Here is a 20,277-nt window from a genome sequence, read left to right as displayed (position 1 = left end):
CCTGTCTGGTTGGGAAGTTACGGATCCGGGCTCGTCGCCCGCGTCACGCCAGGGAGCTCTCCTGGCAAGTAGCTCTCAGGTATTACGGGTTTGACTTCCTCCCCCTCGTGAACGAGGGGGATTCCTACGGCTCACGCCGTGGGGTTTTCTGCTTCACCGCCGACTGCCCGCCCGGAGTTCTCCGTTGAGGTCTTACACCGGCTCCACAGACAGACACCGCCAGCCCGGCGGCCAGAAGGTTCTTCGCCGCGTTCACGTCCCGGTCATGAGCCGTGCCACAGCTGTCACACGTCCATGTGCGGACGCTCAGCGGCATCTCCGGCTGGAGGGTGCCGCAGTGGGAGCACAGCTTCGAGGAGGGGAAGAAGCGGTCCACCGCGACCACTTCCCGCCCGTACCAGTGGGCCTTGTACTCCAGCATGCTCCGGAACTGCGACCAGGCGGCATCGCTGATGGCGCGGGCCAGGCTCCGGTTCTTGACCATGGCGCGTACGGTCAGGTCCTCGATCACGAGCGTTTGGTTCTCACGCACGAGTCGAGTGGTCAGTTTGTGCAGCACATCGCGCCTGCGGTCGGTGATCCGGGCGTGGATCTCCGCGACCTTCTGGCGGGCTTTGCGCCGGTTGGCGCCATCCCCCCTGGCCTTGCGGGACAGTTCCCGCTGGGCCTTGGCCAGGCGCTCGCGGTCGCGGCGCTCGTGCCGGGGGTTGGCGATCTTCTCTCCGGTCGAGAGGGTGAGCAGGTGGTCCAGGCCGACGTCGATGCCGAGCGCCGTATCGGTGGCCGCGAGCGGCTTGACGGACGCATCCTCACACAGCAGCGAGACGAACCAGCGTCCCGCGCAGTCCCGGCTCACGGTCACCGTGCTCGGCGATGCCCCCTCGGGCAGGGGGCGGGACCAGACGATGTTCAGCGGGTCGGCCATCTTCGCCAGCGTCAGAGAGCCGTCACGGAACCGGAACGCCGACGAGGTGTACTCCGCGCTGGCACGGGACTTCTTCTTCACCTTGAATCGCGGGTACTTGGCGCGTTTGGCGAAGAAGTTCGCGAAGGCGGCCTGCAGGTGCCGCAGCGCCTGCTGCAGCGGAACGGAGGAGACCTCGTTGAGATAGGCCAGCTCCTCGGTCTTCTTCCACGCGGTCAGCATGGCCGAGGTCTGGTTGTAGTTGACCCGCTCCCCTCGCGCCCACGCCTCGGTACGGGCGGCGAGCGCCATGTTGTAGACCTTGCGCACGCATCCGAACGTGCGCGACAGCTCGGCTGCCTGCGCATCGGTCGGATAGAAGCGGTACTTGAACGCCCGCTTCACGCGAGTGGCCATGACTCACAAACTAGCGCATCAACTTGTGAACATACGCGGGCAGTTGATGGTGGACGCCGATCCACCCCGGAGGCGAATCGGCTTTCCCTGCCCTGCTCCGCAGGAGTCCGTTTCCTCCCCCGCCTGAAGGCAGGGGTATCCACGGAGGAATCCCGACCGGGAAACATTACGGGTATGAGGGGAACCCTCGACCGGCGTAGTCAGGGCTCACCAAGCCAACTGCGCAATCTCCTCCGCCACCACCGCACACGCGTCCGCCGCCGGATCGATCAGCGGAAAGTGACCGACATCCTCCAGCAGGGTCAGCCCCACCACCTCCCCCGCCTTCGCCGCCGCCTCCGCGTACGACTCGGCGACGGCCTGCGGAACATCCACGTCCGCGCGCCCCTGGACGAGCGTCGTCGCGATGCCGGTCGGCAGCAGAAGCGCCGGGTCGGCATACGGCTGCCGCTCCGCGAAGTGTCCCTCGCCGCCCAGGAGTTGCCGTACCGCACCCCCGCACACATCCAGCTTGTCGGCCACCGAGAAGTCCGCGATCGGGGCCAGCGCCACCACGCCCCGCAGCGGCGCGGGCCGGTCCGTGCGCCAGGGGGCGTCCGCCGGAAGGACATGCCGGGCGGCCGCCCACAGCGCCAACTGCCCGCCCGCCGAGTGCCCGGTGATGACCATGCGGCGGGGGTCGGCCTGCGGCAGGGCCTCCCGTACGAGCGCGGGGAGCGCGTCCAGCGCGGCGGCGACGTCGTCGAAGGTCTCCGGCCAACGACCGGCCACCGGCCCGGCGCCCGACCCGGCGACCGCCCCGGCAGCCGCCCCGGCGCCCCCGCCCGGCCCCTCCGCACCCCGCCGGTACTCGACGCTCGCCACGGCGAACCCCCGGTGGGCCAGGAAGTCCGCGAACGGGCTGACGTGCCGACGGTCGTACGGCGCCCGCCACGACCCTCCGTGCAACAGCACGACGAGCGGGGCGAGGGCGGAGGGCCCCGCGGGCTCCGTGCCGCGCGGGGCGTAGAAGTCGATCACCTGGTCGGGGTGGTCGCCGTACGCGGCCGTGACGTCGGGGTCGACGACCGGATGCGAGAAGGCCGACTCCTCTTCGGCGGCGGCCCGGGCTGCTGCGGCGTCGTCCGGCATGCTCCAACCTCTCAGCGATGTAAAGGATTTGGCGGACCAGGGGGAATCGGCCGTTGGCGGGGACGGTATCAGGCCGGTGACGTGGGGCTGCATGGGGATGTCACGCTCGGTGAGGAGCAAGCAAACGGTTCTGCCGTTTCGTTTACGCTGGTGAGACAAGGTTACTCACGCGACCTAGGAGCCCCCCATGACCGCCGAACCCGGCACCGTACGCCCCGGCGGGCGCACCGCACGCGTGCGTGCGGCCGTTCTGCGGGCGGCGGGGGATGTGCTTGCCGAACGGGGGTTCGCTCATATGGACCTCGCGGACGTCGCCCGCCGCGCGGAGGTGGGCAAGACCACCGTGTACCGGCGGTGGGGCTCGGTGACCGGGCTCGTCGCCGACCTGCTCGCCGACATGGCCGAGCAGTCGCTGCCGCGGGAGGAGACCGGGTCCGCGCTGGGCGACCTGCGGGCCAACGCGGCACTGGTACAGCGGACGTTGGCGGACCCTCGGCAGGGTGCGCTGTTCCGCGCCGTCATCGCCGCCGCGACCTGCGACGAACGTACGGCGCAGGCGCTGCGGCGGTTCTACGAGGTGCGGGTCGCGGAGTGGGCGCCGTGCGTGGAACAGGCCGTCGCCAGAGGTGAGTTGCCGGAGGGCACGGACGCGGAGGCGGTCGTACGGGCGGTGTCGGCGCCCCTCTACTACCAGTTGCTGACGACCGGGGTGGTCCCCGACGCCCCCGCCGCGGAGCGCGCCGCGCGGGCGGCGTATGCGGCTGCCGCGGCGGGGGTCTACGTCACCGGGGATGCCCCCTAGGGGACCAGCACCTCCTAGGGCGCCAGCACCTCCCCCAGCACCCGCCCCGCCCGCTCCACATCCGCGAACCCCACATACAGCGGCGTGAAGCCGAACCGCAGCACATCGGGATGCCGGAAGTCGCCCACGACCCCTCGCTCGATGAGTCGCTTCATGACCTCCCCCGCGTCCTTGCACCGCAGCGCGACCTGGCTGCCGCGCTCGGCATGGGCGTCCGGAGTCACCGACTCCACCCGCCCCTGGGGCACGTACTCCGCCACGCACTCCAGGAAGAAGTCCGTCAGCGCGAGGGACTTGGCCCGCACCGCCTCGATCGACACGCCCTCCCAGACCTCCAGCGCGGCCTCCAGGGCCAGCATCGAGAGGATGTCCGGCGTGCCGACCCGCCCGCGCACCGCACCCGGCGCCGGTTCGAAGGAAGCACGCATACCGAAGGGCTCCACGTGCGAGTTCCACCCCGGCAGCGGCGAATCGAAGCGGTCCTGCAGCTCGGCCCGCACATACAGGTACGCCGGTGATCCCGGCCCTCCGTTCAGGTACTTGTACGTGCACCCGACCGCCAGATCCACCCTGTGCTCGTCCAGCCCCACCGGCAGCGCGCCCGCGCTGTGGCACAGGTCCCACACCGCCACCGCACCCGCCGCGTGCACCGCGGCCGTCAGACCGGGCAGGTCGTGCAACCGGCCCGTCCGGTAGTCGACGTGGTTCAGCAGCACAGCGGCCGTACGCCCGGACAGCGCACCGGGCACCTCACCCGGCACCACCGCCCGCAGCGTGCACCCCGTCATCCGGGCCGCCGACTCGGCGATGTATCCGTCCGTGGGGAAGGTGGTGGCGTCGACGAGGATCTCGTCCCGCCCCGCACCGGCCATCCGCACCGCCGCCACGACCGCCTTGAAGACGTTCACGCTGGTCGAGTCGCCGACGACGATCTGCCCGGGCGCGGCCCCGACCAGCGGAGCGATCCGGTCGCCGATCCGCTCGGGCGCGGTCCACCAGCCGCTCTCCTCCCAGGAACGGATCCGCAGCTCACCCCACTGACGGCGGACGACGTCCTCGACCCGGCCCGGCACTCCGGCCGGCAGCGCGCCCAGCGAGTTCCCGTCCAGGTACACCACGTCGTCGAGGACGAACGCCGACCGCTTCCCGGCCAACGGGTCCTCGGCGTCCAACTTCTCGGCCCTGACCCAGAGATCAGACATAGGACCGTGCCGTCCACAGCTCGGGGAACACGTTCTTCCGGGCCCGCTTCTCCAGCCAGGCCACCCCGGCCGAACCGCCCGTGCCGGGCTTGGCGCCCATCGCGCGGCGGGTGGCGACCAGGTGGTCGTTGCGCCAGCGCCACACCAGCTCCGCGACATCACTCAACGCCTCGCCGAGACGGACGAGTTCGGCGTTCTGGTCGCCGGAGTACACGGCGGCCCACACCGCCTCCACCTCGTCCGACGCCTCGTACCGCTGCGCCACGTCACGCCCCAGCACGGACTCCGGTACGGCGTGCCCGCGCCGCGCGAGCAGCCGCAGCACCTCGTCGTACAGGCTCGGCTCGTGCAGCGCCTTCTCCAGCTCCGCGTGCACCCGGGGCGCGCCGCGGTGCGGGACCAGCATCGACGCGGACTTCTCGCCGAGCAGGAACTCCATCCGCCGGTACATCGCCGACTGGAAGCCGGAGCCCTCGCCCAGGGCGGAGCGATACGAGTTGAACTGGGCCGGCGTCAGCTGCCCGAGCGGCTTCCAGGAGGCGTTCAGCGCCTCCAGCTCGCGGACGGAACGCTTCAGCGCCGCAATCGCCACCGGCACGTCGTCCTCGCGGAGCGCCTTCGCGGCGGTCTCCCACTCATGGACGACGACGGTGAACCACAGCTCCATCACCTGGGTCGTGACCAGGAAGACCATCTCTCCGGGATCGTCGGAGAGGGTGTGCTGGAGGTGGGTGAGCACATCCGCCTTGACGTAGTCCTCGTACGGCGTCGTGCCATGGAAATCGAGATGCGGGGTCTCGGGCTCGTGCGTCAGTTGAGCCTCTTGGGACATCGCTGTCTCCTGTTGTAACTCCGGGTAGCGGTCCGCCCCTGCCGTTACCGACACGGGGGCCCCGGTCCCCACCCCGCATCCTCAGGGATGCCCCGGAACATCGCAAGGCCCGCCTGATCACAGACGGGCCCGCGAAGAAATCGGACTAACCCAGCGTCTGGGCCGCCGTCGGCGAGGAGTCCTTCAGGAACTGCGTACAGCGCTCGTACTCCTCCTGCTCACCGATCGCACCCGCCGCCCGGGCGAGGGCGTGCAGGGCGCGCAGGAAGCCGCGGTTCGGCTCGTGCTCCCAGGGCACGGGCCCGTGGCCCTTCCAGCCGTTGCGGCGCAGGGCGTCCAGGCCACGGTGGTAGCCCGTACGGGCGTAGGCGTACGACTCCACGACGCTGCCCCGTTCGAACGCATCGTCGGCCAGCTGGGCCCAGGCCAGCGAGGACGTCGGGTACTTCGCCGCGACCTCGGCGGGCGCGGACCCGTTCGCCAGCAGCTCACGCGGCTCCGGGTCGTCGGGGAGGTGGGTCGGGGGCGGTCCCCCGAGGAGGTTTTCGTGAATCGTCATGTGTCCCAGTCTGGTGCATCACGGCAGAAGGAGAGCAGTCACAGTCGCTTACGCGCGCGCGGCCGCTCCAGCGGCGGCGAGACCACGTTTCCGTGCGTACGGCACTCGGGCCGCTCACAGCCCGGAGCCGGCCGGCGTACGAACGCGAAGGCCAGCGCCGCCCCGGCGACCAGTACGACCGCGCACACCACCATCGCCCGGCCGAACGCCGCGTCGAAGGCCTCCGGCCTGAGGTACGCCTCCGGGCCCATCCCGGCCACCAGGGGCAGCGCGGCGACCGCCACCAGGCTCGCCGCCCGCGCCGCCGCGTTGTTGACGCCGCTCGCCAGACCGGCCCGGGACGCGTCCACGGAGGCCAGGACGGTGGCGGTGAGCGGGGCCACCAGGGTGACCATGCCCAGGCCCAGCACCAGCAGGGCCGGGAGCACGTCCGGCAGGTACGCGGCGTCCGGCCCCACCCGCAGCATCAGCAGCATGCCCGCCCCGCACAGCAGCGGGCCGACGGTGAGCGGGATGCGGGGGCCGATCCGGTCGCCCAGTTCGCCGGAGCGGGCCGAGAACAGCAGCATCAGGGCCGTGGTCGGCAGCAGGGCCGTACCGGCGGCGAGGGCCGAGTAGCCGGAGACCACCTGGAGCTGGATCACGGCGAGGAAGAAGAAGCCGCCGAAGGCGGCATACACGCACAGGGTGACCAGGTTGACGGCCGTGAACTGGCGCGACGAGAAGATGTCCAGCGGCATCATCGGGTCCGGGCGGCGCTTCTCGACGTACACGAAGGCGATGGCCGCCGCCACGCCCGCGATCGCCGCCACGGCGACCAGGAGGGTGCCCTCCGTCGCCTCGATCAGGGCGTACGTCAGCAGGGCGAGCGCCAGGGCGCCCAGGACGGCGCCGAGCACGTCGAAGCGGCCGTGCTTGCGCCCGTCGGCCGACTCGGGGACGTGCCGCAGGGCCACCGGGACGCACACCAGGGCGAGCGGGACGTTGAGCAGGAAGACCCAGCGCCAGCCGGGGCCGTCCACCAGCCAGCCGCCGACAAACGGGCCCACCGCCGCCCCGATGCCGCCGAAGCCCGACCACAGGCCGACCGCCCGCCCCCGGTCGTCGGGATGGAAGGAGGCCTGGATCAACGCCAGCGAGCCCGGTGTGAGCAGCGCGCCGCCGATCCCTTGCAGCGCCCGGGCCGCGATCAGCATCTCCGCGTTCGGCGCGAGCCCGCACAGCAGCGAGGCCACCGCGAACCACACCACACCCACGACGAAGATCTTCCGGCGGCCGTAGGTGTCGCCGAGTGAGCCGCCGAGCAGGATCAGTCCGGCCAGCGTGAGCATGTACGCGTTGACCGTCCACTGCAGGGCCGACAGTTCGGCGTCCAGGTCGCGGCCGATGCGGGGCAGGGCGACATTGACGACGGTCGAGTCCAGCATGGCCATGCTGGAGCCGAGCACGGTGGTGAACAGGATCCACTTGCCCTGGGGCGAGGCCAGCCGGACATCAGGCATGCCCCCAGGTATACAGCGGGCCCGGCGCTGTGCGCCGGGCCCGGCCGATGAAATCGGGGTACTACTTCAGCTTCGCACCGGCCGACCGCAGGTTCTGGCAGGCCTCGACGACACGCGTGGCCATGCCCGCCTCGGCCAGCTTGCCCCAGGTCCGCGGGTCGTAGGTCTTCTTGGAGCCGACCTCGCCGTCGACCTTCAGGACGCCGTCGTAGTTCTTGAACATGTGGTCGGCGACCGGACGCGTGAAGGCGTACTGGGTGTCCGTGTCGATGTTCATCTTGACGACGCCGTTCTCCAGCGCGGTGAGGATCTCCTCCGCCGTGGAGCCGGAGCCGCCGTGGAAGACGAAGTCGAACGGCTTGCTGTCGGCCGGCCGGCCGTACTTGGCGGCGACGCCCTCGTTGAGCTCCTTCAGCAGCTCGGGACGCAGCACGACGTTGCCCGGCTTGTACACGCCGTGCACGTTGCCGAAGGACGCGGCCAGCAGGTAGCGGCCCTTCTCGCCCAGGCCCAGCGCCTCGGCGGTGCGGATCGCGTCGTCGACCGTGGTGTACAGCTTGTCGTTGATCTCGTGCGTGACGCCGTCCTCCTCGCCGCCGGTCGGCGTGATCTCCACCTCAAGGATGATCTTCGCGGCGGCGGCGCGGGCGAGCAGCTCCTGGCCGATGGCCAGGTTGTCGGCCAGGGTCTCGGCGGAGCCGTCCCACATGTGGGACTGGAAGAGCGGGTTCTCGCCGCGGGCGACGCGCTCCTCGGAGACGGCAAGCAGCGGACGGACGTACCCGTCGAGCTTGTCCTTCGGGCAGTGGTCGGTGTGCAGGGCGACCGTCACGTCGTACTTCTTGGCGACGACGTGCGCGAACTCGGCGAGGGCGACCGCGCCGGTGACCATGTCCTTGTTGTGCTGGCCGCCCAGGAACTCGGCGCCGCCCGTCGAGATCTGGATGATGCCGTCGCTCTCGGCCTCGGCGAAGCCGCGCAGAGCCGCGTGCAGGGTCTGGGACGAGGTGACGTTGATGGCCGGGTAGGCGAACTTGCCTGCCTTCGCCCGGTCGAGCATCTCGTTGTAGACCTCGGGGGTTGCGATGGGCATCTGTCCGCTCCTTGTATGTGCGGGTTGGCGTTCTGCGTACTTACGGCCCTGACCTAGACCTGGGGTGCGACGTCATCGTCGGCCCCATCTTCCCAGACGAACCGTGATGCTCTAAGAGGCGGCGCTCAGTCCAGACCGAGCTCGTCCTTCGCGTACGCGTACAGGTACGGCACCCCGGCGCCCTCCTGGATCTTCTCGGCGGCGCCGGTCGCCCGGTCGACGATCGTGGCGACGGCCACCACCTCGGCGCCGGCCTCGCGCACCGCCTCGACGGCGGTGAGCGGGGAGCCGCCGGTGGTGGAGGTGTCCTCGACGACCAGCACGCGGCGGCCCGCGATGTCCGGGCCCTCGACCCGCCGCTGCAGGCCGTGCGCCTTGGCGGCCTTGCGTACGACGAACGCGTCCAGCTTCCGGCCGCGCGCGGCGGCGGCGTGCAGCATCGCGGCGGCGACCGGGTCGGCGCCCATGGTGAGGCCGCCGACGGCGTCGAAGTCCAGGTCGGCGGTCAGGTCCAGCAGCACCTGGCCGACCAGCGGGGCGGCCTCGCCGTCGAGGGTGATGCGGCGCAGGTCGACGTAGTAGTCGGCCTCCAGACCCGAGGAGAGGGTCACCTTGCCGTGCACCACGGCCTTGTCCTTGATCTGCTGCAGCAGCGCGCCACGTACGTCCGTCATGCCGACCAGCTTAGAGCCGCCTCCAGCTCCAGGTCGTCATGGCCTCCAGCGGCTCCAGCGGCGTGACCAGGCGCGGGAGGGTGTTCAGCCCGTTGGGCGGCCCGGTCTGCGGCTCCACGCAGACGGCGGCCTCCTGCTCGTCGTACACCACGACCCACTCCTCGGGGCTGGTGACCTTCAGCTCCAGCTGTTCCGGCCAGGTGAGGGTGACGTCGACGCCGCCGGGCATGCCGAAGCAGTCGTCCCAGGGGCCGGGCTTGGGGTCGAGGCGGTTGCCGGTGGGGAGGTGGTCGTCGCCGCGCTCCTCCTGCCAGGCGGGGTTGAAGCCGAGCTGTACGTCGGCTCCGCCGAGGTTCCGGTTGAACCACGGGTGCCAGCCGATCTGCGCCGGGAAGGAGTCGTCGTACGTCTCGACGGCCATGGTCAGCGTCAGGGCGTCCGGCGTGAGGCCGATCGCGTGGGTGACGCGGCCGGAGTAGGGCCAGGGGTCCACGAGGTCGTACGTCAGGACCGCCTCGTCGGCCGTGACGCGGGCGGTGTTCCAGGCGCCGTCGCGGGCGGTGCCGTGGATGGCGTGCGGCGGGGCGTTGAGCGGCAGCTGATGCTGGACGGCGCCGCTGCGGAACCGGCCCTCGCGCATCCGGCCACACCAGGGCACCATCGGGAAGCACCCGAAGCGGTCGCCCTGGCGAAGAAGTTCGGTACCGCCGACGCGGAGCCCCGCGACACGACCACCGTTGTCCGGCCGCACGATCACTTCCGCGTCACCCGCGGTCAGCGTGATGGGTTCGTTACTCACGGGACGACCCTACTTGGGGGATCAAGAGGGCCTGGCCGGTCGCGGTGGGTGGGGTCTGTCCGACGTAGCCCCGTCGTCGGTGCGGAGGGCGGGGCCTGCGGCGGCGATGGGGGCCCTAGTGTGCTGCCCGGCGGATCAGGTCGGCCGCGAAGAACGACGCCTGATCAGCGCAGGTGAGCGGGGGCGATGGGGCCCCCGCGCGAGCAAGTTCGAGCATGCCAGACCCCCCGACGCCGCCATGATCCGCCGGACAGGCACTAGCGGCGGCGGCGCAGAGCGCGGCACAGGACGATGGCCGTCGCCACCACCAGCGCGGCCGCCGGGGCCGCCCAGCGCAGGGTGGGATTCTGCGCGATCGTCTGCGGGGCCGGGACGGAGGCGATAGCGGCCTCGGGACGGGCGAAGCCGGATTGAGCGTACGTGCCAGCCATCGCGGGCGCGGGCATCTGTCCGGCAGGTCCTAGTGGCGGCGGCGCAAAGCGCGGCCCAGGACGATGGCTGTCGCCACCACCAGCGCGGCCGCCGGGGCCGCCCAGCGCAGGGTGGGGTTTTGCGCGATCGTCTGGGGGGCCGGGACGGGGGCGTAGCGGCCGCGGGGCGGGGCGTGGTCGACCTCCTCCGCGCTGCGGCCGATCATCGTGCGGCGTGCGTGCGCGGCTTCGGCGGGGGGCTCGGGGGACTCGGCGAAGTTCTGGGCGGCGGGGGGTTCTTCGGCCGCCTCCTCGACGCGGTCGGGTTCGTCGGGAGCGGGGGGCTGTTCTTCAGGGGGCTCTGCGGCGACGGTGGCGAGGGTCTCCGCCGTGCGGTTGAGCAGGCGCGTCACGGCCGAGTGGACCGTTTCGGCGGGCTCCTCGGTGATACGGCCGTCGGCCGATGCGGTGCCCTGGACGGTGAGTGTGGTGCCGCCGTCGTGGTCGCGGAGGCGGACGGTGAGCGCGAACTTGACCGAGCCGGTGCCGCGGGTCTCGGTGGCGTCGCCCTCGACGGCGTACGAACCGTCGTCCTGTGCGGCGATGCGCAAGGTGCCGCGGTAGGTGATGGAGTGACTGCCGATCCGCACCTTGAGCCGCCCGGCGACGGGCTCGGCGCCCGCCTCCTGCTGGAGCCCGGGAACCGCCCGGGCGACCCGCGCGGGGTCGGCCAGCGCCGCGCCCAACCGGTCGGGGGGAACCGGAACGAACACCTCATGCTCCATGCCGACGGAGCCTACCCGTGGGTGGCCGGAAGCACGCTCCCCTGGACAGAAACTTGCCCGGCGTTGCGGCCCGCCCCTCTGGGGGCTGCCGCCCCCAGGCCCCCGCTTCGGCCTGGACGGCCTCGTCCTCAAACGCCGGACGGGCTGGATATACCGACCGGCGCGACAAGGGCCGCCCGTCCCCTCACCCCCTCAATACCTCGGATGCACCAACGTCGACGGCGGCAACCCCTTCATCCGGGGCGTCAGGGCGTGGCCGGTCGCGGCCAAAGGCGGGGTGCCGTCATGGGCGGCCAGCACGAAGCCCCAGTCGGCGGTGGACGCGGAGTCGTGGCCGGACGCCCGGTACGGGGCCGTGTGCAGGCCCGCTGCGCGGATCGTCGTCTCGACCGTCCAGAAGGCACGCGGACGGGAGCGGAACGGTCCTGCATGCACGGCCAGGCGGCCGCCCTCCGCCAACGTGCGCCGGGCGAGGCCGTAGAACTCCTGGGAGTACAGCTTGGTGCTGGCCGTGATCCCCGGGTCGGGCAGGTCCGCGATCACCACGTCGTACGCCGCCGTCGGCGCGCCCCGCAGCCAGCGGAACGCGTCCGCCGTGGTGACACGGACGCGCGGGTCGTCGTACGCGTAGTCGTTGAGGTCGGCCAGCGCGGGGTCCCGGCCCGCCAATTCCACGACCGCCGGGTCGAGTTCGACGATGTCGACGTGCCGTACGCCCCGGTGCCGCAGCACCTCGCGTGCGGCCAGGCCGTCCCCGCCGCCGAGGATGAGCACGCGCGCGTGCGTGCCGTTCATCGCGGGACGCACCAGCGCCTCGTGGTACCGGCGTTCGTCGCGGCCACTGACGCGGAGCCGGCCGTCGATGAAGAGGTCGAGGGGGTGGCCGTCGGAGCCGCCGGTCAGGACGATCTCCTGGACGTCCGTCTGCAGGGCCACGCGGACGTCCCTGCCGTACACGGCGTGCCGGGCGGCGCGTTCGAAGTCGTCGACGAGGACGGCGGCCGAGGCGAGGATGCCGAGGACGGCGACGTTGGCGATGAGCAGCAGCCAGCGGGCGCGGCACGTCAGGTCCCGCCGGAACAGGCCGAGCACCAGGCAGCCGCCGGCGACGACGTTGACGGCGCCAGTGAGCAGGGCGCCGGTCAACTGGCCAAGGAACGGCAGCAGGAGGAAGGGGAAGGCGAGGCCGCCGACCAGGGCGCCGACGTAGTCCGCCGCGAACAGGTCGGCCACCGCGCCGCCCGCGTCCTGCCGCCGGATGCGCTGGATCAGCTCCATCAGCAGCGGGATCTCCGCGCCGATCAGCAGTCCGATGGCGAGGGAGAAGGCGACCAGCAGCCAGTGCGGGCCGTCGGCCCACAGGCCGCCCCAGTCGCCGGTCCAGGCGAAGACGGCGTACAGGGCCATCGCGCTGCACCCGCCGACCAGAGCCAGGGTCGCCTCGACGGCGCCGAAGGCTGCGGCGGCGTGGCGGCGCAGCCGCTTGGCGGCGAGCGAGCCGATGCCCATCGCGAAGACCATGACGGACAGCACGACGGAGGCCTGGGTGACCGAGTCGCCGATCAAGTAGGAGGCCAGAGCGACGAGTTCGAGTTCGTACACCAGTCCGCAGGCCGCGCAGACGAAGACGCCCGCGAGCACCAGGAACCGTCCGGTTGCCTGCCGCACCGGGATCCGCGCGGGCGCGCGCCAGGGGGGCGGGGTGCCGGGCGGGGCTGGCGCGTGCGGGTCGATCACGACTGCGACGTTACGTCACGGGTGTGGCACGCTTCGTCACCCACACGTGTGGAACCGGGTGTTGTCGGGCCTCGGGGCGTTTGAGCCAGAGTCACTGGGGGCCTGTCGCCCCCAGCTCCCCCGCCTACGGCCTGGACGGCCTCGTCCTCAATCCCCGGACGGGCCTATGGAAGACGCGCGTTGATGGCTCACCGGCCCCCGCACCCCCACCCGCGTCCGCGTCGTGACCAACTGGCCCTCCTGCGGGTACGCGTGCCATGTGCGCCAGTGCACCTGGCCCTCGTGGCGCTGGGCGAGCAGGGCCGTGAAGGCGTGCGGGCTGCCGGGGAAGACGCCGACCAGGCCGTGCGGGTGGTCGGAGACGAGGGCCAGCAACTCCTGGGCGCGGCCCGCGAAGGAGCCGGGTGACAGCGCCTCGACGCGGGCGGCGAACTCGTACTCCCAGTCGCCCACCCGCTTGGCGACGCCGAGTGGCAGGGGTGTGCTGCTGCCCGGAATGCACGCCACGGTCTCCGAGCAGCTGCTCCGCTCTTCCTTCAGGAGCACCTGGTGGGACGCGCCGAGCAGGCGCAACTGGAGCTTGGCGTCGGCCAGTTCGAGGTCGAGGGTGGCAAGGGCGGGCAGTGGTTCGCGGCCCAGCGCCCAGGCGAGGTCGGCCGCGCGCGTGTCGGTGTAGGAGGTATTCAGGGTCGTGAGCATGGATCGGCTCCGCTAGCACGCAAAGAAAGGCGGTGTGGGTTCGGCGCGCCCCGGTCGACACCGGGAGATCGGCCCGGCGGCCCTGTCAGGAGCCCGGTCGGTGGCGGGGTCCGCAGGACGTCCGAGGGCCGCGTTGGTGAATTAGAGGGAATCATGAACTGCGGCAACGCCACAGCGTTTTTACCCAACTTCGTGGGGTTTCCATCCCTCAGAGGGCTTATCAGTTCAACTGTTCAACCACGGCGTACGCCCGAGCGAGCCCGGCGCACGCCGGAGGGAGCGCGAACGGCGCACGACCGGCGCACACCACGGCGCCCGCCCGGACCGGAGTCCCGGCGGGCGCCGTGCGGCAGAGATGCGGTTCCCCCTTCAAGGAGCTCAGCTGCCCCGTGTCAGCTGCCTCCCCCGCATCCACCGCCGCCGCCTCCGCAGGACGAGCCACCCCCGCAGGAGTGCCCGCCCCCGGAGTCGCCCGAGCCCCCGTCGCCGCCGCCCCACCAGCTGTCGCCGCCACTGCCGGACGCACCGCTGCCCCGACGGGCCCGGCCGCCGTGCGAACGGCTGCGCCGACGGGCCCGACCGCCCCCGTTGCGCAGGCCCGCGACGGCCCCGATGCCCGCGACGAGCACCAAGGCCATCAAGAGCGCCAGGATGATGCCGATGACCATGGCGTCACCCTCCTTCCGTTTCCCCCGAAGCGGCCCCCCGTGGGCGCCTCGTTCGCTTGCGTGCCGAGGGGATGCCCGCCCGCCTCGCGAGCCAAAGCAGAGTTGAGGAACTCCAGAGCTTGGGCGCAGGATGACGGCCATGACCTCCACCGCGCGCCCCTTCCTCAACCGCCGCCTCACCGAGTTCGGGACGACGATCTTCGCCGAGATGTCCGCGCTGGCCCTGAGTACCGGCTCGATCAACCTGGGCCAGGGCTTCCCCGACACCGACGGCCCCGAGGAGGTCCGGGAGGCTGCCGTACGGGCCCTGCGCGAGGGCCGTGGCAACCAGTACCCGCCCGGCCCGGGCATCCCCGAGCTGCGCACCGCCGTCGCCGCGCACCAGGAGCGTCGCTACGGCCTGTCCTACGACCCGGACACCGAGGTCCTGGTCACCGCCGGCGCCACCGAGGCGATCGCCGCCGCGCTGCTGGCGCTGGTCGAGCCCGGGGACGAGGTGATCGCCTTCGAGCCGTACTACGACTCGTACGCCGCGTGCATCGCGATGGCGGGCGGCACCCGGGTGCCGGTCACCCTGCGTCCACACGCCGAGGAAGGGGCATCGTTCCGCCTCGACCTCGACGAACTGCGCGCCGCCGTCACCGACCGCACCCGTCTGCTGCTGATCAACACCCCGCACAACCCGACCGGCACGGTGCTCACGCGCGCGGAGCTGACCGCGATCGCCGAGCTGGCCGTCGAGCGGGATCTGCTGGTGGTGACCGACGAGGTGTACGAGCATCTGGTCTTCGACGACGCCGAGCATGTGCCGCTGGCCACCTTCCCGGGCATGCGGGAGAGGACAGTGACGATCGGGTCGAGCGGCAAGACATTTTCGTTCACCGGTTGGAAGGTCGGCTGGGTCACCTCCGCGCCGGGGCTGGTCACGGCGGTGCGGTCGGCGAAGCAGTACCTGACGTATGTGGCGTCGGGGCCGTTCCAGTACGCGGTCGCAGAAGCCCTCGCGCTGCCGGAGTCGTACTTCACCGCGTTCCGCGACGACATGCTGGCCAAGCGTGATCTGCTGGCGGCGGGCCTGGCGGAGGCGGGCTTCACGGTCTTCAAACCGGCCGGCACCTACTTCATCACCACCGACATCCGCCCCCTCGGCGAGAGCGACGGCTTCGCCTTCTGCCGCGCCCTGCCGGAGCGCGCGGGCGTCGTCGCGATCCCGAACGCCGTCTTCTACGACCACCGGGAGGCGGGCGCGCCGTTCGTGCGGTTCGCGTTCTGCAAGCAGCGGGCGGTGCTTCAGGAGGCGGTGCAGCGGCTCAAGACGCTCGCCGGGTGAGGCGTACGGGCGCGGGTACGACAAGAGCCCGGCCGGAGCACCCGACCGCGGGGGTCGGTGCCCTGACCGGGCTCTCGTGCGGCCCGACTACTCCTCGTCCTCGGGCTTGTCCGCGTCGTTGATCTCCTTCTCCAGGCCGAGCTGCTCGACCAGCCAGCGGTCGAACTCGATGGCCGCGCGCACCCAGCTGACCGTCGAGGAGACGAAGAATTCCAGGTTGACGCCGGTGCCGATCAGCATCTGGGCCTCGCCGATGAGGCGGACGGTGCCGTCGTCGTGGGTGTGGCTGTAGACCTTCGGCCACAGGGTCCGCCGGTTCCAGTCGTCGATGGACTCGAGCAGCTGCGGCTTCTCGTCGATCGGGTGGGGGCGGTCGTAGAACGTCCGCACCGAGAAGACCTGCTGGTCACCCTCGCCGCGGAACATGAAGTACGTACGGAACTGCTCCCACGGCGCCGCGAGGTCACCCTCTTCGTCGACGACGTACTTCAGCTCCATCTGGTCGAGGAGCTGCTTCACAAGGTCCTGATCCGGGACGACGGGGCCCGCCGGTCCTTGGGGCTGCGGCTGGGGCTTGCCCCCGAAGTTCGGAATCGAGGACGGGTCGATGGTCACCGTGAATTTCCCTTCGTACGGATTCCGCCATCCTCCCCCATGCGGGGAGGGGGGTGGCAAGTCCCGAGGGGCCCTGTCGGCGATCGGTCGGCATGATCTGGCCGGTCAGGGAGAGGACCGCATGGGGGTGGGTTTTCATGAACGACGCTCGGCGGGGGCGGAGCTGGTGGGGCCTGGTGGTGGCGCTCGCCGCGCTGCCGGTGGTGATCCTGGGTTTCTTGGGCTGGATGGCGGTGTCCGCCGCCGTGGTGTCGCGGGACTTCCTGGGCGGCAATCCCGAGGAGGTGCCCTGCGCCGAGGCGCTGGCCTTCGGCGGGGCCCGGCTGCCGCAGGGCGCTCAGCAGGTCGGCGCGTGCGAGGTCACGGCCTGGCTGGACACGCATTACAGCGCCGAGTTCCGGATGCCCCGCGCCGAGGTGCGGGACTGGCTGGCCGACACCTACCTGTACGCACCCGATCCGGACACCGAGTTCTGCCTCGACGACGCGGATCTCTGTCTGGAGCTGGACTTCATGGTGCACTCGGATCCGGAGGTGTCGGCCGACGCCGTGCAGGTGTACGTGACGTACGAGGACGCCGACACCGCGCGCGTCCGCTTCTCCGCGTTCACGGTCTGAAGCGGACGCGCGACGGAGGGTCCCTACAGCGTCTTGCCGGTCGTCGCCGGGCCCACGATCAGCCCCTCGCCGAAGGTGTCCACCCGAACCGTGTCGCCGTCCTTGATCTCGCCGGAGAGGATCTCCTTGGCGAGCCGGTCGCCGATCGCGGTCTGGACCAGGCGGCGCAGCGGGCGGGCGCCGTACGCCGGGTCCATGCCCTCGTCGGCGAGCCAGGTGAGGGCCTCGTCGGTGATCTCCAGGGTCAGGCGGCGCTCCGCGAGGCGCTTGGCGAGCCGGTCGATCTGGAGCCGGGCGATCCGGCTCAGCTCGTCCTTGTTCAGCGCGGAGAAGACGACCAGGTCGTCGAGCCGGTTGAGGAACTCCGGCTTGAAGGAGGCGCGGACCACCTCCAGCACCTGCTCCTTCTTCTCCTCCTCGCTGGAGATCGGGTCCACCAGGAACTGGCTGCCCAGGTTGGAGGTCAGCACCAGGATGGCGTTGCGGAAGTCGACCGTCCGCCCCTGTCCGTCCGTCAGCCGTCCGTCGTCCAGTACCTGGAGCAGGATGTCGAAGACCTCCGGGTGCGCCTTCTCGACCTCGTCGAGGAGTACGACGCTGTACGGCCGGCGCCGCACCGCCTCGGTCAGCTGGCCGCCCTCCTCGTAGCCGACGTACCCGGGCGGGGCGCCGACGAGCCGGGCGACGCTGTGCTTCTCGCTGTACTCGCTCATGTCGATGCGGACCATGGCCCGCTCGTCGTCGAAGAGGAAGTCGGCGAGGGCCTTGGCCAGCTCCGTCTTGCCGACGCCCGTCGGGCCGAGGAAGAGGAAGGAGCCGGTGGGCCGGTCCGGGTCGGCGATGCCGGCGCGGGAGCGTCGTACGGCGTCGGACACCGTGCGCACGGCCTCGCTCTGCCCGATGAGCCGCTTGCCGATCTCGTCCTCCATCCGCAGCAGCTTCTGCGTCTCGCCCTCCAGGAGGCGGCCTGCTGGGATGCCGGTCCAGGAGGCGACGACGTCGGCGATGTCGTCGGAGCCGACCTCCTCCTTGACCATGGTGTCCTTGGCGACCTCCTCCTCGGCCTCGGACGCGGCCTCCAGGTCCCGCTCCACGGCCGGGATCTCGCCGTACAGCAGCTTGGACGCGGTGTCGAAGTCGCCGTCGCGCTGGGCGCGTTCGGCCTGGCCGCGCAGTTCGTCGAGCTTCTCCTTCAGCTCGCCGACCCGGTTGAGGGACTGCTTCTCCTTCTCCCAGCGGGCGTTGAGGCCGCGCAGCTCCTCCTCCTTGTCGGCGAGGTCGCGGCGCAGCTTCTCCAGGCGCTCGCGGGAGGCGGCGTCGGTCTCCTTGCTGAGGGCCAGTTCCTCCATCTTCAACCGGTCGACGGCACGCTGGAGTTCGTCGATCTCGACGGGCGAGGAGTCGATCTCCATACGGAGCCGGGAGGCGGCCTCGTCGACCAGGTCGATGGCCTTGTCGGGCAGGAAGCGGGAGGTGATGTACCGGTCGGACAGGGTCGCGGCCGCGACCAGCGCGCTGTCCGCGATCTGCACCTTGTGGTGGGCCTCGTAGCGCCCCTTGAGTCCGCGCAGGATGGCGATGGTGTCCTCTACGCTGGGCTCGGCGACCAGCACCTGCTGGAACCGCCGCTCCAGCGCGGGGTCCTTCTCGATCCGCTCGCGGTACTCGTCGAGGGTGGTGGCACCGACCATGCGCAGTTCACCGCGGGCGAGCATGGGCTTGAGCATGTTGCCCGCGTCCATGGCCGAATCGCCGCCGGCGCCGGCGCCCACGACGGTGTGCAGCTCGTCGATGAAGGTGATGATCTGCCCGTCGGAGTCCTTGATCTCGGCGAGCACGGTCTTCAGCCGCTCCTCGAACTCACCGCGGTACTTCGCCCCGGCGACCATGGCTCCGAGGTCGAGCGCGACGAGCCGCTTGTTGCGCAGGGACTCGGGCACGTCGCCCTTGACGATCCGCTGGGCGAGCCCCTCGACGACGGCGGTCTTGCCGACGCCGGGCTCACCGATGAGGACGGGGTTGTTCTTGGTGCGGCGGGACAGGACCTGCACGACGCGCCGGATCTCCTGGTCCCGCCCGATGACGGGGTCGAGCTTGCCCTCGCGGGCGGCGGCGGTGAAGTCGGTCCCGAACTTCTCGAGGGCCTTGTACGACCCCTCCGGGTCGGCGGTGGTCACCCGGCGTCCGCCGCGCGCCTTGCGGAAGGCGTCCAGCAGCTTCTTCGCGCCGGCGCCCTGCCGGGTCAGCATCTCGCCGGCCGCGCCGCCCTTCGCGGCGATGCCGATGAGGAGGTGCTCGGTGGAGACGTACTCGTCGCCGAGCTCCTGGGCCCTGGCCTGGGCGTCGGCGATCACGGCGAGCAGCTCGCGGTTGGGCTGCGGGGGCGCGACGGTGGAGCCGGTCACGCTGGGCAGCTGGGCGAGGACCTTCTCCGCACCGGCGCGTACGGCGGCCTGATCGGCGTCGACAGCGGCCAGCAGGTCGATGATGTTCTCGTTGTCCTGCCCCTGGAGCAGAGCGAGGAGCAGGTGCGCGGGGGTCAGGTCGGGGTGCCCCTCGGTCACGGCCCGGCTGCCGGCCGCGTTGATCGCGTCCCGGCTCCGGTTGGTCAGCTCGGCGTCCACGTTGGCGTTCTCCTCCTGGCGTCAGCGTCTCCCAGTACTGACTGAATCAGCGTACACAAAGTTGAGCCTATTCCGCTCAAGGTGGTAGCAGGAGGTGTGAAGGGCAAGTGGAGCGCGGAGGGGGCCATGCGCGGCCGGGTGATGCGGGGAGGGCGACCGGTTTCAGCCACCGCCGGAACCGGTGGATACGGGGAAATGTCCCTGAAAAACCGCAGCGGCGTCACCGTGTTCAGGTCACGGTGACGCCGCTGCATGGGGGAAGCACCTGAGCGATCTGTTACGACGGGGGAATCGCGTCAGGCACTGCGGGGGGTGGCCGAGATGGTCCTTGGTGCCGGGGCCTCCGGCTCCACAAGCCAGTGGTCGCGCTGATCGAGGTTGACAAAGATCATTCCGTATCGGATGGCACACCGCACGGGCTGCGGCGCCCCCCGAGGCCGCCGCAGACACCGGTACGCCCGCACGTCCTCGTCCTCGTCCCGCGTGACGACGACCGGCTCACCGAATACGGTCACCATCAGCGAGTCACCGGGGTGGGGGATCGCGGTGACCAGGTCGATGAAGTGCCAGCCGGAACGGTAGGCGGTGGCCATTTCGCGACGGAAGGAGCGGTCGTCGGGTGGGGTGGTCACATCTACTCCCCCGAGCCACTGTCCGCAGAGGTCACCGACGTCTCCGCGCCGTCGCCACTCACCACGACCGACGGCCAGTGACTGTCGGCGTTGACGACACTCCCCGCATCGGACAGGCCGCTCAGCGCTCCGAAGGTCACAACGGCGGAGAAGGCGGCGACAAGTACCGAGCGAAGCATTCTCTTGCACATAGTCGGCTTCGTCCTCACTTGAGTCTCCTCTTCCCCCGTCGGATAAGACGATGG

20 protein-coding genes are annotated in these 20,277 nt (G+C 71.1%); 3 read left to right on the top strand and 17 right to left on the bottom strand.

From position 1 onward, the window contains the following. Window positions 1–124: 124 nt before the first annotated feature. Window positions 125–1,321 carry an RNA-guided endonuclease InsQ/TnpB family protein gene (locus SSP24_RS19575; RefSeq protein ID WP_141310941.1) on the bottom strand — a complete coding sequence of 399 codons (1,197 nt, stop codon included), beginning with the start codon at window positions 1,319–1,321 and terminating at the stop codon, window positions 125–127. 207 nt (window positions 1,322–1,528) lie between these two features. Beyond that, window positions 1,529–2,452, bottom strand: coding sequence for an alpha/beta hydrolase (locus SSP24_RS19570; protein ID WP_141310940.1), 924 nt, complete (start codon window positions 2,450–2,452; stop codon window positions 1,529–1,531). 187 nt (window positions 2,453–2,639) lie between these two features. On the opposite strand from SSP24_RS19570, the gene SSP24_RS19565 reads away from it, so the two are divergent. After that, the gene (locus SSP24_RS19565; protein WP_141310939.1) at window positions 2,640–3,254 is read left to right on the top strand and encodes a TetR/AcrR family transcriptional regulator; all 615 of its coding nucleotides are present in this window, start codon (window positions 2,640–2,642) and stop codon (window positions 3,252–3,254) included. 14 nt (window positions 3,255–3,268) lie between these two features. On the opposite strand, the gene kynU is transcribed toward SSP24_RS19565, so the two are convergent. From kynU to SSP24_RS19505, 12 genes are all read right to left on the bottom strand, one after another. Then, a complete protein-coding gene (gene kynU, locus SSP24_RS19560; RefSeq protein ID WP_141310938.1) occupies window positions 3,269–4,456 on the bottom strand; it encodes a kynureninase in 1,188 nt (395 codons plus the stop codon). Next, on the bottom strand, window positions 4,449–5,288 hold the full coding sequence (locus SSP24_RS19555) for a tryptophan 2,3-dioxygenase family protein (RefSeq protein WP_141310937.1): 840 nt from the start codon (window positions 5,286–5,288) through the stop codon (window positions 4,449–4,451). Before SSP24_RS19555 ends, kynU begins: the two co-directional genes overlap by 8 nt. Window positions 5,289–5,433: 145 nt before the next feature. Further along, complete coding sequence (locus SSP24_RS19550; RefSeq protein ID WP_141310936.1) at window positions 5,434–5,847, bottom strand: DUF3151 domain-containing protein; 414 nt, start codon at window positions 5,845–5,847, stop codon at window positions 5,434–5,436. Between the two features lie 38 nt (window positions 5,848–5,885). Further along, window positions 5,886–7,349 carry an MFS transporter gene (locus tag SSP24_RS19545; RefSeq protein WP_141310935.1) on the bottom strand — a complete coding sequence of 488 codons (1,464 nt, stop codon included), beginning with the start codon at window positions 7,347–7,349 and terminating at the stop codon, window positions 5,886–5,888. Window positions 7,350–7,410: 61 nt separating this feature from the next. Continuing rightward, a complete protein-coding gene (gene fbaA, locus SSP24_RS19540; protein ID WP_141310934.1) occupies window positions 7,411–8,442 on the bottom strand; it encodes a class II fructose-bisphosphate aldolase in 1,032 nt (343 codons plus the stop codon). A 125-nt stretch (window positions 8,443–8,567) separates the two neighbouring features. Then, window positions 8,568–9,116, bottom strand: coding sequence for an orotate phosphoribosyltransferase (gene pyrE / locus SSP24_RS19535; protein ID WP_141310933.1), 549 nt, complete (start codon window positions 9,114–9,116; stop codon window positions 8,568–8,570). A 10-nt stretch (window positions 9,117–9,126) separates the two neighbouring features. Further along, window positions 9,127–9,915 (bottom strand): aldose epimerase family protein, encoded by a 789-nt coding sequence (locus tag SSP24_RS19530; protein WP_141310932.1) that lies wholly within the window; start codon window positions 9,913–9,915, stop codon window positions 9,127–9,129. Between the two features lie 257 nt (window positions 9,916–10,172). After that, window positions 10,173–10,346, bottom strand: coding sequence for a hypothetical protein (locus SSP24_RS42890; RefSeq protein ID WP_167529632.1), 174 nt, complete (start codon window positions 10,344–10,346; stop codon window positions 10,173–10,175). Between the two features lie 29 nt (window positions 10,347–10,375). Next, a complete protein-coding gene (locus tag SSP24_RS19525; protein WP_141310931.1) occupies window positions 10,376–11,110 on the bottom strand; it encodes an SRPBCC domain-containing protein in 735 nt (244 codons plus the stop codon). 192 nt (window positions 11,111–11,302) lie between these two features. Continuing rightward, a complete protein-coding gene (locus tag SSP24_RS19515) occupies window positions 11,303–12,847 on the bottom strand; it encodes a polyamine aminopropyltransferase (protein ID WP_141310929.1) in 1,545 nt (514 codons plus the stop codon). A gap of 147 nt (window positions 12,848–12,994) precedes the next feature. Continuing rightward, the gene (locus SSP24_RS19510; RefSeq protein WP_141310928.1) at window positions 12,995–13,546 is read right to left on the bottom strand and encodes a DUF2617 family protein; all 552 of its coding nucleotides are present in this window, start codon (window positions 13,544–13,546) and stop codon (window positions 12,995–12,997) included. 392 nt (window positions 13,547–13,938) lie between these two features. Next, window positions 13,939–14,214 carry a hypothetical protein gene (locus SSP24_RS19505; protein ID WP_141310927.1) on the bottom strand — a complete coding sequence of 92 codons (276 nt, stop codon included), beginning with the start codon at window positions 14,212–14,214 and terminating at the stop codon, window positions 13,939–13,941. 130 nt (window positions 14,215–14,344) lie between these two features. Here SSP24_RS19505 and SSP24_RS19500 point away from each other — a divergent pair, with 130 nt between their 5' ends. After that, window positions 14,345–15,544 carry a pyridoxal phosphate-dependent aminotransferase gene (locus tag SSP24_RS19500; protein ID WP_141310926.1) on the top strand — a complete coding sequence of 400 codons (1,200 nt, stop codon included), beginning with the start codon at window positions 14,345–14,347 and terminating at the stop codon, window positions 15,542–15,544. A gap of 87 nt (window positions 15,545–15,631) precedes the next feature. Here SSP24_RS19500 and SSP24_RS19495 read toward each other — a convergent pair whose 3' ends face one another. Next, window positions 15,632–16,159 (bottom strand): type III secretion system chaperone family protein, encoded by a 528-nt coding sequence (locus tag SSP24_RS19495; RefSeq protein WP_141310925.1) that lies wholly within the window; start codon window positions 16,157–16,159, stop codon window positions 15,632–15,634. 137 nt (window positions 16,160–16,296) lie between these two features. On the opposite strand from SSP24_RS19495, the gene SSP24_RS19490 reads away from it, so the two are divergent. Then, window positions 16,297–16,776, top strand: a complete 480-nt coding sequence (locus tag SSP24_RS19490) for a hypothetical protein (protein WP_141310924.1) — start codon at window positions 16,297–16,299, stop codon at window positions 16,774–16,776. A 23-nt stretch (window positions 16,777–16,799) separates the two neighbouring features. Here the strand turns inward: SSP24_RS19490 and clpB are convergent, their stop codons facing one another. Continuing rightward, the gene (gene clpB, locus SSP24_RS19485) at window positions 16,800–19,400 is read right to left on the bottom strand and encodes an ATP-dependent chaperone ClpB (protein ID WP_141310923.1); all 2,601 of its coding nucleotides are present in this window, start codon (window positions 19,398–19,400) and stop codon (window positions 16,800–16,802) included. Between the two features lie 296 nt (window positions 19,401–19,696). Continuing rightward, window positions 19,697–20,032, bottom strand: a complete 336-nt coding sequence (locus SSP24_RS19480; RefSeq protein WP_141310922.1) for a Rieske (2Fe-2S) protein — start codon at window positions 20,030–20,032, stop codon at window positions 19,697–19,699. Window positions 20,033–20,277: the final 245 nt, after the last annotated feature.

Source organism: Streptomyces spinoverrucosus (genome assembly GCF_006539505.1).
GTDB lineage: Bacteria > Actinomycetota > Actinomycetes > Streptomycetales > Streptomycetaceae > Streptomyces > Streptomyces spinoverrucosus.
This window is presented reverse-complemented; position numbering and strand designations above follow the sequence as displayed.

Excerpts from the sequence above, each read along its gene's own strand:
- SSP24_RS19500 (WP_141310926.1), top strand. The coding sequence starts at position 14,345 with ATGACGGCCATGACCTCCACCGCGCGCCCCTTCCTCAACCGCCGCCTC.
- SSP24_RS19555 (WP_141310937.1), bottom strand. The coding sequence starts at position 5,288 with ATGTCCCAAGAGGCTCAACTGACGCACGAGCCCGAGACCCCGCATCTC.
- SSP24_RS19570 (WP_141310940.1), bottom strand. The coding sequence starts at position 2,452 with ATGCCGGACGACGCCGCAGCAGCCCGGGCCGCCGCCGAAGAGGAGTCG.
- kynU (WP_141310938.1), bottom strand. The coding sequence starts at position 4,456 with ATGTCTGATCTCTGGGTCAGGGCCGAGAAGTTGGACGCCGAGGACCCG.
- SSP24_RS19510 (WP_141310928.1), bottom strand. The coding sequence starts at position 13,546 with ATGCTCACGACCCTGAATACCTCCTACACCGACACGCGCGCGGCCGAC.
- SSP24_RS19565 (WP_141310939.1), top strand. The coding sequence starts at position 2,640 with ATGACCGCCGAACCCGGCACCGTACGCCCCGGCGGGCGCACCGCACGC.
- SSP24_RS42890 (WP_167529632.1), bottom strand. The coding sequence starts at position 10,346 with ATGGCTGGCACGTACGCTCAATCCGGCTTCGCCCGTCCCGAGGCCGCT.
- SSP24_RS19550 (WP_141310936.1), bottom strand. The coding sequence starts at position 5,847 with ATGACGATTCACGAAAACCTCCTCGGGGGACCGCCCCCGACCCACCTC.
- SSP24_RS19575 (WP_141310941.1), bottom strand. The coding sequence starts at position 1,321 with ATGGCCACTCGCGTGAAGCGGGCGTTCAAGTACCGCTTCTATCCGACC.
- SSP24_RS19525 (WP_141310931.1), bottom strand. The coding sequence starts at position 11,110 with ATGGAGCATGAGGTGTTCGTTCCGGTTCCCCCCGACCGGTTGGGCGCG.
- SSP24_RS19545 (WP_141310935.1), bottom strand. The coding sequence starts at position 7,349 with ATGCCTGATGTCCGGCTGGCCTCGCCCCAGGGCAAGTGGATCCTGTTC.
- fbaA (WP_141310934.1), bottom strand. The coding sequence starts at position 8,442 with ATGCCCATCGCAACCCCCGAGGTCTACAACGAGATGCTCGACCGGGCG.
- pyrE (WP_141310933.1), bottom strand. The coding sequence starts at position 9,116 with ATGACGGACGTACGTGGCGCGCTGCTGCAGCAGATCAAGGACAAGGCC.
- SSP24_RS19490 (WP_141310924.1), top strand. The coding sequence starts at position 16,297 with ATGAACGACGCTCGGCGGGGGCGGAGCTGGTGGGGCCTGGTGGTGGCG.
- SSP24_RS19505 (WP_141310927.1), bottom strand. The coding sequence starts at position 14,214 with ATGGTCATCGGCATCATCCTGGCGCTCTTGATGGCCTTGGTGCTCGTC.